4 protein-coding genes are annotated in these 12,682 nt (G+C 60.0%); 3 read left to right on the forward strand and 1 reads right to left on the reverse strand.

Features of this window, described 5'->3' with window-relative positions; genetic code table 11:
* Positions 1-10: 10 nt before the first annotated feature.
* Entirely contained in the window at positions 11-2,221 is a 2,211-nt protein-coding gene (locus OHL11_RS03980) for an alpha-galactosidase (RefSeq protein ID WP_263370178.1), read from the forward strand.
* A gap of 144 nt (positions 2,222-2,365) precedes the next feature.
* Here the strand turns inward: OHL11_RS03980 and OHL11_RS03985 are convergent, their stop codons facing one another.
* Positions 2,366-4,738 (reverse strand): tetratricopeptide repeat protein, encoded by a 2,373-nt coding sequence (locus tag OHL11_RS03985; RefSeq protein ID WP_263370179.1) that lies wholly within the window; start codon positions 4,736-4,738, stop codon positions 2,366-2,368.
* Between the two features lie 218 nt (positions 4,739-4,956).
* On the opposite strand from OHL11_RS03985, the gene OHL11_RS03990 reads away from it, so the two are divergent.
* Together OHL11_RS03990 and OHL11_RS03995 are read left to right on the forward strand one after the other, a co-directional pair.
* Positions 4,957-8,652 carry an FG-GAP-like repeat-containing protein gene (locus tag OHL11_RS03990; protein ID WP_263370180.1) on the forward strand — a complete coding sequence of 1,232 codons (3,696 nt, stop codon included), beginning with the start codon at positions 4,957-4,959 and terminating at the stop codon, positions 8,650-8,652.
* 223 nt (positions 8,653-8,875) lie between these two features.
* Complete coding sequence (locus OHL11_RS03995) at positions 8,876-12,358, forward strand: Ig-like domain repeat protein (protein ID WP_263370181.1); 3,483 nt, start codon at positions 8,876-8,878, stop codon at positions 12,356-12,358.
* Positions 12,359-12,682 lie beyond the last annotated feature (324 nt).

The raw sequence follows: 12,682 nt of genomic DNA on the forward strand, positions 1-12,682 counted from the left end.
TGATGTTGCTATGAACCTTGTTTGCCTGCGGGGTTTTGCCCTTGGATTGCTTGCCGCCGGCGTGTCGGCTGCGGTTGGTCAATCTGCCGCTGCGCGTATCAGTTACAACCCAGAGAGCCATGTCTTCCGTCTCTCCGGTGGAGACGCGGAGTATGCCTTCGGGGTCAACAGCAAAGGCGCGCTGCAGACCGTGTACTGGGGTGGTCGTCTCGCTGAGGCGGACTCCCTTCCGCAACCAAACCCAGTAGATCGTGCGTTTGAAATCGACGACACACCGCAGGAGTTTGCCGGCTGGGGTGGCGGATTGCTGGCAGAGTCCGCGTTAAAGATCACCTTCGCGGACGGCGACCGTGATCTTGTGCTGCGCTATCAATCTCACACGCTGCGCAAAGACGGTGTGGATGTGCTGCTACGGGATCTCTCGCGCGAAGTGTACGTTACGCTGCACTACACGATCGATGCGGACACAGGCATCTTGGCGCGGAGCGCCACCGTAGAAAATCGCACGAAGGCTACGTTTACTGTCGAACAGGCGTCCGCGGCGCAGTGGAACCTGCCCGCCTCTGCGGAGTATCAGCTTCGCTATCTCGCCGGCCGATGGGCTGGTGAAGATCAGTTGGAGAGCCGCAGCGTGACGCCCGGCTCCACCGTGTTGGAAAGCCGTCGCGGCACCACCGGGCACGAGTTTGCACCGTGGTTCGCACTCGCGCGCAACAGCGCCGTGACAGAGCGCGACGGCGAAGTGTGGTTCGGTAGCCTCGCGTGGAGCGGCTCGTGGCGCATCACGGTGGAGCAGGACCCGATGCAGCAGGTGCGTATCACCGGCGGCTATAACCCGTTTGATTTTGCATATCCACTCAAGCCGGGCGAACGCCTGGAGACTCCTATCTTTTATGGCGGCGTGACGCAGCATGGATATGGCGACATGTCGCGGTTGGAGAGTCTCTACCAGCGCCGACATATCCTGCCGCACGGCCCGAACCCGAAGCCACGGCCCGTGTTGTATAACTCCTGGGAGGCGACGGAGTTTCGTGTTTCCGAAGCGAACCAGATGGCGCTGGCGGAGAAGGCTGCTGCGGTCGGTGTCGAGCGCTTCGTGATGGATGATGGCTGGTTCAGCACGCGCAAGAATGATCGCGCTGGACTCGGCGACTGGTGGGTCGACAAGCAGAAATTTCCGCAGGGACTCAAGCCGCTGATCGAAAAGGTACATGATCTTGGCATGGACTTCGGGCTTTGGGTCGAGCCGGAGATGGTCAACGAGAACAGTGAGATCTATCGCCAGCATCCTGACTGGATCATTCACTTTGAAGGCCGTCCGAGCTCGCAAGCGAGACATCAGTTTGTGCTCAATCTCGCGTTGCCTGCCGTGCAGGAGCATCTGTTTCAGGTGCTCGATACTCTCGTGACGGACAACGACATCGCGTTCCTTAAGTGGGACGCCAATCGCAACTGGTCGGAGCCCGGTTGGCCGCAAGCTCCTGTCGCCGAACAAAAGAAGCTTTACGTGGAGTATGTGCGCGGCTACTACGCGTTGCTGCGCAAACTGCGCGAGAAGCATCCGAAGCTGGAGATCGAGTCCTGCTCCGGCGGCGGCGGGCGCGTGGACCTTGGAGTGATGGCGTTGACCGATGAGGTGTGGCCTTCCGACAACACCGACCCCTTCGACCGTCTACTGATCCAGGACGGCTTCAGCTACGCCTACACCACACAGGCGATGATGGCCTGGGTGACGGACTCGCCGAACTGGGTCAACCACCGCAGCACCTCGCTGGAGTACCGATTCCTGTCGTCGATGCAAGGCTCGCTGGGGCTGGGAGCAGACCTCACCAAGTGGAGCGCCGAGGATGTTGCGACCGCGCGACACATGATCACGGAGTACAAAAATATCCGCTCCACCGTGCAGCAGGGACGCCTCTATCGCCTGGTCTCGCCACGAAGCGGAAGCGATTTCTCGTCCACGGAGTATGTGAGCGGCGACGGCAAGCAGGCGGTCGTCTTCGCCTTTCTGCACTCGCAGCAGATGGGCTATCCGGCGCCGCAGAGCTTGCCTGAGGGACTTGATCCAGCGGCGTTCTATACGATTCGTATGATCTCCGGCAAGCTGACAAAGGGGACACCAGCGCGCGCTTCCGGAGCTTTCTGGATGCAGGCAGGGCTGCACTTTGAGCTCAACGGAGATTACTCCGCTGCGGCGGCCGAACTATCGCGCGAGCCGTGACTTCAAAGCCGAAGGCGAAAGCACTCCAACGAGATGTTCTTTCAAGGTGCTTCTAAGTTGGTGTCGAAGAAGGACCATATTTTGCGTGTGTAAATCTCGCCGCCGGTATCGACCTCTCGTCGAGGGGCCATCTGCGTTGATCCGCTACCTGTAGCTCTTTAGCTGCCTCGCCGGTGGGAAATCAGAAGGGGCGTCCCGCCACAGTTGCGCAGCGGCATCGAACGCCTCTTTGGCTTCCTTCGTTTGGCCATCTTGCTGCAGTGCTTCACCCAACCGCATTTGAGCGAGACCGATGTAGAGAGAGTGAGGAACAATCGCACGATGTTGCAGGATCGTGTTGAACTGCTCCTCGGCATCTTTCCACTGCTTTAGCTGCATGTAGGCCAGGCCGCGGTAGTAGATGGGGATGAACTTCGTCTGCGAGTAAAACTGCAGGGGCGTTGTCCGCTGTAGCAGATCCAGGGCTTCTCTGGGCTTCTGTTGTTTCACGGCGACGACGGCTTGGATGGTGGGGACTTCGAGGTTGTTCAGGATGCTGTTCAGCGGGGCTAGCTGTACCGCTTGATTGGCTCGCTCGATGGCCGCCTGGCTGGAGCCAGCAATGGCTAGAGTCAGAGCCTCGCCCGCCAGAGCATCTGTGTCATGCGTCTTGTCGTAGCCCTGCGGGGAAGCGTGGTCGGCTTGATGAACCATGGCCAGCGCGGTTTGCGAGAAGCCTAGCTCGGCCTCGGCGTTGGACTGGTCGATGTCTACGATGGCCATGAGCTCGGGGAGGTGGTTTTGGTCGGCGCTCTTGCGTGCATGAGCGAACAAGTCGCGCGCGACCATCACGCGGCCATGGGCGAGAGCTGCCAGGGCTGCGGACTGTAGCAGAACACTCTCTTGCGGATTTCCTTGTGCCCAGCGAAGCTCTCGCTGCATGTCTGTTTCGTCGTTACGGCCTACTGCTCCGAGGAAACAGATGTTGTGCAGAACGACCATCGGGCTCGTGCGGGTGGAGTCTTGATGGCAGATCGCTGTCAGCGGTGCATATTGGCCGCTCGTCAGATACGCCTGCGCCAGCGTGGCGGTGGCCAGAGGTGATGCGGGATTGATTGCGACAGCCTGCTGCGCATAGCGCAGCGCCTCCTCGGGGTGGCCGAGCATGTCGTAGAGGTTGGCGAGGTTGTTGGCGGCGCCGAAGTCGTTGGGATACAGGTTACGCCAGAGCTGATAGGTGTCGATCGCCTGCGTATACTCGCCGGTGACATCGGTGTAGTAGTGGGCGGCGATGTAGAGCCGTTCGCGGTCGGTTGTGTGGTCGCGGAGCTGAAACGCCTTCTGGTAGTAGCCCACGCCGATGCTCTGCTCCTGCGCATTCAGGTAGATCGTTCCTAGCCGGGCGTATGCGAGGGCGAACTGCGGATCGAGATCTGCTGCGAGCTTGTAGCTGGCTACGGCTTCCAGCGCATGTCCCTGTTTCAGCTTCTCTTCGCCCTGAGTGAAGGCTTCGAGCGCGGCCAGAGAGTTTGTCGTGGCCTGCGTCAGCGGCATGTTGAAGCGTTGGCGGACGCCGCCAGGTTCGCCGAGCCGCTGACGCATCTTGTCCGTGACGACATCGATCGCGCTCAGGATGGACGCATCGGAGTCGGCATCGGCGGATTCGGTGGCGAGTAGTTTGCCGTCGCTGCAGCGCGATGTCATGAGGGCAATCTCGTAGCCCTGACCGCGTGGCTTTAGTTCGCCGTCGATCAGTAGTTGTCCGCCGAGTTGGGAGCAGGCCTGTAGCTGGTTCTCGTGGCTGCTTTCACTTGATTCGCCGACGAATGGCTGTCCGCGCTGTGGCTGCACCAGCTCAAAGGTGGGAGACTCCTGAAACTTCAACTGCACCGCGAATCCCAGGGTCTGAGTCAGCTCGGACTTCGTGGTTTCGTTGCGAAAGCTGCTGATGAGGATGCGGTCATGCGGTTTGTAGATCGGGGTATGCTCGCTTCGGTAGTGAAGGAATGCAAGCACCACCGCGAGAACGCAGAGCGCACCGCCGAAGGAAAGGGCAGGGGCGTGCCAGCGCGAACGAGGTGGTGAGTTTTCCGAGACCACGGCCCCTTCCGCTGCTTCGGTCGAGCCCGGCTCCGGTTGCGGAGTGGCCGTCGCGACTGTCGGTGCTTCTTCCACCGACGGGGCTGGGAGCTTGCGCGTAACGATTGTCCCAATGAACCGATAACCTCGGCCCGGGACGGTCTGGATGAATCGCGGCTGGCGGGCGGTGTCTTCCAGCAACTCGCGCAGCTTGGAGACGATGACGTAGAGGTTCTGGTCGACTTCGACGAAGGTGTCGTTGCCCCACAGGCGATCGCGCAGCTCCTCCTTGCTCACCATCTGGCCGGCGCGTTCCAGCAGCGCAAGCAGAAGTTGCAGGGGCAGGTATTGGATCCGAACGACCTCTCCTTCTTTATAGAGAGCGTTCGTCAAAGACGACACTTCGAACCCGCCGAATGTGTAAACAGCCTCGAATTGTTTGTCAGGCGAGACTTCCATGAGGCTTCTTCCAAGTATATCGAGTTGACGATCGGAGGCCGCTTCGGCCCGACGCGAACCCTGAGCCTTCGAGTCAACTATTGCAAAAGAAGCGCTTATCGACCAAGACAGGCCAACTTAGATCATTTGAGATCTGGTTAGTTGACCGTGAAGAGACGAGCCGTTGAGATGTGGCTAACGCTTTTCAAATTTCCTGTCTTTGTAGATGAAGGAGTCCCATGGGAATCCCGGGGTCGATGTATCTGCGGCGCGCTTTGCTCGCCCTCTTGATGGTGAGGATGGGCCAGTCGGTGTGCGTCGCGCAGGGGCAGAGGTCTGCTCACACTCCTCCCGCGACGTCTCATGCGTCGGAGAATGTCTCCGGAGACCCCTTCGCGCGGGTCATCGGTTCGCACCTGGTGGACTGGATGAAACCGGGCGTCGCAGGGAAATCTCCTGCCGGGACTTTGGGCGTGAGGAAGGAGATTGGCCCGGCCTTGCCGTCCGGCCTGCGGGTGAATGCGCCGTCGTTTGTGGCGGCCCCGTTTGCTTCTCTGCCAGCAACCTCATCCAATGGCACCGCAGGGCTGGTCGCGGCTGATCTCAGAAAGAGCGGGAAGCTCGACGCCGTCGTCGCCCGAGGCGACGGCACGCTGGACATCTTCCTCAACCCCGGTTCGTTCGCTTCGCTGCCGACGCTGGCCAGCACGCAGGACACCAGCGCGTTGCAGTACTCGCCCGCGATTCAGGAGCTCTACGCCGCCGACCTGAACGGAGATTCGTATCCCGACCTCGTCGCTATGGACCTTCAAAACTCGGCTGTGCTCGTCTGGATCGGCAACGGCGACGGCACCTTCAAGAGCGCGGTCAGCTATCCGGTCTCGATGGCCTCGGGTGCGAACTGGCTGAACAGCAACGGCGGCATCTGCATTATCGGCGACTTCAATAAGGATGGCCTGCCGGACCTAGCGCTGATTGCCAAGAATCAGTTGCAGCCCGGTCAGACGACGACCCTGCTCAGCGAGCAGACCTTCATCAACGTCGGCGGCGGCAAGTTCACCCCTGGCAAAGAGGTTGACGTCACCTTCAACGATATTTACCAGCTCCAGTATGGAGGCGGTGATCTCCTCACGACCGACGGCAAGACCGTCAGCGGCATCGTTTTTCCGATCGCGGACTCGGGCGCGTCGAATCCTGCCAAAGCCGGCTCCAGCCTGCTCGTGATGACCAGCAATGGCGACGGAAGTTTTACGGCGCCGATTGAGCCTACAGCCGCGCTCTTCTCGAACGCCGTTCTGGAGATTCTCCACGCGACGAACCTCACCGCCAACTTCAAGAACTTCCCGCTCAAGTACGGCAGCATCCTCGGCACGGGCATGGCGTCGACGGATATTCTTTCGGTTGTCAATGGAGCGCTCTACGACAGCCCGTATACGGCTGGCTCGGGGAGCCCGACCAGCGCCAGGCTACTCGTCGGCGCGTATCAGGGGGCAGGCTTCCAGACTTCGCCGACCGGGCCGAACACGACCTTCCCGATTTCCAACGATACGAACCTGCAGATAGCGGACTTCGACGGCGACGGTTACCTCGATGCCATAGTGACGATGCCGGGCAGCGCCTATGTGTTTCCCAACGGCGGAGCCGCCGCGTTTGCCACGCCGCCGTCGCAGATCGTCACCCCCGGTGGCACTGCTTTTGTCGCGGGAGACTTCGATGGCTCCGGCTATGCGTCGCTGCTCTGGGGCGACAACACGCTGCCGCAGTTGGCGTACTACCAAAACCTTGGTGTGAAGAATGTTGCGCAGGCAGGGGAGTTCTATGCCGCGCCTACGCTGGCGGGTACAGCGCTCAACAACGGTGCTACCTATAACGTCTTTGGTGGAAACATTCACACCTTTGAAGCGGTCGACCTCAACGGCGACGGGCTGCTGGACGTCCTCGCTTCTGACGCTTCCAGCGAATATCTGGTCGGTCCGAACCAGGTTACGCCCATCGTCGTGGGTTTCAACACAGGTGCCGCACCGAGTGTGAGCCAGAAGAGCGGCTTCAAATATGTCACCGCACTTTCGAGCGCGACGCTTTCTTCGCTCTTTGCCAACCAATATGTAGTTCATCCCACGCTGATCAGGAGCGGCAAAAACGTACGCATCGTTTTGAGTGACGGCGCTGCCACCTCCAACGCTATTTATGTGGCAACTCTCGATCCCACCGGCACCGCCGGTTCGCCGATAAAGCTCACCTTTGCCGCTGATCAGCCAGGCTGCAATATGAACTTCGCCGACAGCGGCGACCTGAACGGCGACGGCATTCCCGATATCGTTGTCGCCTACGGCGGCGACTTCGTCTGCGTCAACAACACGCCGGGAAGTGGCGTGCTTCCTGGTGGGTTCTTCACCTTCTTCGGCAACGCTGACGGCACTTTTCAGTCCGGTCAATTCACCGCTCTGGGCACGGAGATCTACAAGATCAAGCTGATGGACCTTACTGGCACCGGCAAGCTCGACGCCGTGGCTATTGACGCGCATTCTGCTAACTCTGCCTTCGGCCATCCCGGAGTCACCACTTACAACGTCTACCTGCTTACGGGTAACGGTGTCGGCGGTTTCACCTCTGCAATCAACATTGCGCCGAACTACATCGCCACCGACGCAATCGCCGGTGACTTTAACGGCGACGGCATCCCCGACCTTACGCTGACGACCGAAGGCTACTACGACGCTGCAGGTGGTGGAGTGATTGCTGGCACTTCGGGGGTGCTGCAGTTCGCTGGTAAAGGCAGCTATAGCTTTGCTCCGCCATTGCTGGTCGACGAAGGCCACTTTCCTGCAACGGCCACCTATGCGGACATGAACGCGGACGGCACCAGGGACCTCGTGGTTTCGGAGTTCACCAGCGGGCCCGGCGGTGCGGTGACCGCTCCGCAATTGGAGATCTATCCCAACGTCGGCGGTGGTGTGCTGGCGCCCGGATACACCGAGGCGATGGTGCCGTTTGATTTTCAGGACACGGGCGCAGCGCAGTTCATCGCCTCGCCTCTCTTCGTGGGCAACTGGGGCAGTGGAGGCAACGCCGATCTGCTTGTCCAGGGCACCTTCACCTCGGCGGTCTTTCTCAATCGAGGCGCGCCCGCGCTATCGCTATCGGCGAGCACCGCGACTGCAAATCAAAACGCGGCAGTGAGCTTTATCGCGACGCTTTCGCAGGGTGGCGCGACGCTCACCTCTGCCACGGGCGTGGTCACATTCTCTGCAGGCGGCACCACGCTTGGCTCCACTACGATCACTGCCGGTGTGGCGACTCTTACGACGAACGCACTGCCAGTCGGTGCGAACGTGGTCACGGCTTCGTACACCGGAGACGCTGACGCTGTTTCTCCGACGGCGTCTACCAACGTCACGGTCAACGCCGTCACACCTGCGTTCACGATGACCGCAGAGACGGGCAGCGTCTCGCTCCCTCAGGGTGCGTCCACCTCCATCGTGCTCACGCTTGTGGCGAACCCCACCTTCAGTGGGCCGATCACGCTGACCTGCTCCGGTGCTCCGGCAGAGTCCACGTGCATGGTGAGTCCGTCCAGCGTGAGCCTCACGCCCGGACAGAGCGCGAGCGCATCGGTCGTCATTGCGACCACTGCAAAGAACAACCACTATCACGCGAGCAATCGAACCAATTGGAAGGATCTCCCCGCTGGCGTGAGCCTTGCGGGCGTTCTTCTTCTCCTGCTGCCACGCAAGCGTAGACGTCGCTCGCTCGGTGTTCTTTGCATGGCCGTCCTGGCTGTCACATCGCTTGTGCTGATCGCAGGCTGCGACAACGGCGGCGATGCGTATCCGGGCACACCGGTGGGCACGACGACGTTGACCATCTCGGCCACATCGGGAAGCCTCACGCAATCGCAGACCATCGCCATGACCGTCACTTCCTCCGGCCAGTAACGAATGCCGCGCCAACGCTCAGGATTCGCGCGTAACGCGCCTCAACGCTCTTTCAACACCAAGGGGATTTTCATGCGAGCTTCATCCATCCTTCGATGTGCGTTCACGCTGTTGTTTGGCGGCTCTTCCGCCCTTGTCGTTGTTTGGCGGCTCTTCCGCCCTTGTCGCGAATGCTCAGGTCGCCCATACTCCCGTCGTTGCTTCGCCGCGAGTGAACGCCAGCATGATTGACGCAAGCAACCGCGCTTCGTTGAAGGGCTCTCTCCATCCGCTGGCGACGCACGCTGCTGATCGCGGCATCGCACCGGACTCTCTTGAGTTGGGTAGAACGATCCTCCTTCTACAACGAAGCGCCGCGCAGCAGAAGGCGCTCGACCAACTGGCACAGGATCAGCAGAACCCGCAGTCGCCGCGTTATCACAAGTGGATTACGCCTGAGCAGTTCGGCGTGCAGTACGGCGTTGCCACGCAGGACATCGATGCAGTCGACAAATGGCTGCAGAGCTTTGGACTTCAAGTGGAGCCCACGATGCCAGGGCATAACATTGTGGCCTTCACCGGTACGCATGCTCAGCTCAAGGCTGCTTTCAACACAGAGCTTCACCGCTATGACGTAAACGGAACGCAGTACTACGCAAACGCCACCAGGCCGAGCATTCCTGCCGCCCTTGCGCCTGTGATCGCCGGGTTCGCATCGCTGAACAACTTCCCCAAGCCGGGGCAACATACCAAGACACAAAGCCTGCATCATGCAGGTGGCGCGTGGTCGCCGCAGGCAGGCACTCATGCTGCGTTCTCGCGCTACCAGCCTAACGACACGACGAGTCTCGGTGGTCAAAACTTTTACGCTCTCGCTCCGTACGACCTCGCCACTATCTATAACCTTCGTCCGCTTTGGGATGCAGGTATCGATGGCACCGGCCAGTCCATTGCGATCATCGGGGACGCTGATATCGACACCGCCGACGTCGACTACTTCCGCAAAGCATTCGGCCTACCCGCTACGAAACTCAACGTTATCCACTATGGCCCTGACCCCGGCGGCGGCGATGGCTCGGGTGTCGAAGAAGCAAGTCTTGATGTTGAATGGGCAGGCGCTGTCGCAAAGAATGCGACGATCGATCTCGTGATCTCGCCGAATACGGCCACCTCCGCCGGTATCGACTCGGCTGCGATCTACGTGATCGAGAACAACCTGACCTCCATCCTGAACGCAAGCTTCGGCGAGTGCGAAATCGGACTCGGCACCGCGGGCAATGAGTTCTATTCCGAGATTTGGGAGCAAGCCGCAGCGCAGGGCATCACTGTAACCGTTGCTGCCGGAGACTCCGGTTCGGCGACCTGCGATCAAGGCAGCTCTGCAGCGTTCAACGGACTTACCGTCAGCGGCATCGCGTCGACTCCGTATAACGTTGCAGTCGGCGGCACCGACCTTTACGGCACATATCTCGACCCCAGCAGATACTGGACGACGAGCAACGATCCCACGACGCTTCAATCCGCGCGATCCTACGTGCCGGAGCTTCCCTGGAACAACAGTTGCGGTAGCCCGCAGGTGCTTGCCTACATGCAGTCGCTGGGAGCTACCGACACCACCACGGAAGCGCTCTGCAACGACTACAACGTGCAGGGAGTGTTGACGACGGCCGGCGGTTCCGGCGGTGTGAGCAGTTGCGCCTCTGCAGATCCCAACACCGGCCAGTGTCTTGGTGGTTATGCAAAACCCGCGTGGCAGAGCCAGCTGCAAGGGGTTCCTGCAGATGGCGCGCGTGACCTGCCCGATATTTCCCTCATGTCCGGGAGCGGTTCCTGGGGCTCGCTCTATCTCTTCTGCGCATCGCTTGGTGGAGGAAGCTGCGATGTGAACAGTAACATCTCGGGTGCTGGCGGCACCTCTTTTGCAAGCCCCATCTTCGCCGGACTGATGGCGCTCGTGCAGCAGAAAACTTCTTCGGCACAAGGCAATCCCAACTACATCCTCTACAAGCTCGCGCAGACGCAGCTCGCTGGCGGCAATGCTTCCGCTTGCGCCACGTCAAACCTCCTCACAGGCAATAGCTGCGTCTTCTATGACATAACGGCTGGAACCAATGCGGTGCCGTGCTTCTCTGGTACGCTCGACTGCACGCTGTCCAACTCTGCAGATCTCTATGGCGTGCTGCCTGGCTATGCCGCGAACGCGGGATATGACCTTGCCACCGGCATTGGCTCTATCAACTTCACCAACATGGTGAACGCCTGGCAGAGCGCAGCTTCATCCTTCACCGCATCTTCAACGGCCCTGACTTCGACCAACACGACGATCAACTATGGCTCGCCGCTGAGCTTGAATGTAGCGGTCGGCGCTGTGAGCCCAGCGACAGGAACGCCGACAGGCGATATCTCTGTCGTAAGCAACAGTAGCGTGCTGAATAGCAACGCCATCGCTGGCGAAACGCTGGTCAATGGTGCGTCGAGCATCACAGCAACGCTGCTGCCCGGTGGTACGTATCAACTCTCCGCACACTACACGGGCGACATGACCTTCGCGCCGAGTGAGTCGGCTCCGCTCACCGTGCACATCATGCCGTATCCCATCACGAACCTCGCGCTCGACGCATCTACTGCGAGCATAGTGCCCAACCAAAACGTCACGCTCTCGATCACCGTTCCCGGCCTTAGTGGCGGCGTCACGCCTACGGGAACCGTAACCTTCACCAACGCGACTTCGAACGCCGTACTCGGCACGGCGACGTTGAGTTCTGTTGCAGGCGCGACGAATGCGACAGGATACCTCACCGTTTCTTCTTCGCAACTGCAACCCGGTGCGAACTCGCTCACGGCCACCTTCTCAGGCGACCTCGACTACAGCCGTGTTACGACGGCTGCTACAACGGTTGTGCTTGGCAATCCGTTTGCGGCTTCCATCAATCCATCTGCGCTCACGCTTTCGGCGAACACTGCCGGTACTGCAACGGTAACGCTCACGCCGCTCGGCTCTCTCGCACTCAACCCTGCAAACATCAGCCTCAAATGCCCTGCAACGCTACCTGCTGGGTTGAACTGCGTCTTCAGCACGCCGGTTGCGGGAGCGAATGGCACGGTGCTCTCTACGTTGTCGTTGCAGACAGCATCCCCACTCATCACCATCCATCCGCTTTCCGCTAAAGCCGTGCCAACCCACAACGCAAATTGGCTTCTCCATGGCTCGGTTCTGAGCATGGCGGGACTCATGTTGTTTGGCGTACGTCGTCGTCGACTTAGCTTGAGTGTTGCAACGGCCATACTGCTGAGCTCTGCGGCATTTCTCGTTGGCTGCAGCAATAACAGCAACTCACAGAACAGTCCGACGGCGCCCTTGTCCGCAACCGTCACTACGCTCTCGGCCTCTTCGGCGACAGCGGCGTTGAAGTCGCCGATCACGTTCACTGCAAGCGTGGCACCTGCTTCCGGTAGCGGGTCACCTTCCGGCGCTGTCACCTTCACGTCAGCGTCTGGCACAGTCGGCACGGCGGCTGTCAACGCGGGCACGGCAAGCCTGACGCTGAGCTCTCTGCCTGCGGGGACGCAGAGCCTCACGGCGACCTATAGCGGTGATGCTGTCTTCGCTTCGTCCACTTCAGCCGCACGCGCGGTTGACATCACGTTCGCCACAACTCTCACGATCACCGCTTCTGATACCTACGGAGATACGACAACCGCGAACCTCGATTTGAATGTGAACTAGTCTCGTTTCTCAGGAATCCCTGCAAGGTAGCTGTCACGAAGAGGCTTCTTGCAGGGATATTTTTTCACGCGCTCTGGCGCGAAGGCGTGCCTAACCCCATGAGGGCGCTTGCCTGAACTCTTGCACGAGTCTTCATTCATGAAGGATGGCTGACCGTAAGGCGGTTCGCAAATTGCGCGCATGTTTGCAAGAAGCAGGAAGGCGAGGCGCCGGACATATCCATAGCGACGATAGCGGCACCAAGGAACTTTACCGTGGACTGCATGGGCAGAACGTTTCCCTGTTCTTCGCTTCGTAGCAAAGAGTCGCGAATCCACAAACACG

Origin of the sequence: Granulicella cerasi (assembly GCF_025685575.1) — a bacterium.
Taxonomy (GTDB): domain Bacteria; phylum Acidobacteriota; class Terriglobia; order Terriglobales; family Acidobacteriaceae; genus Granulicella; species Granulicella cerasi.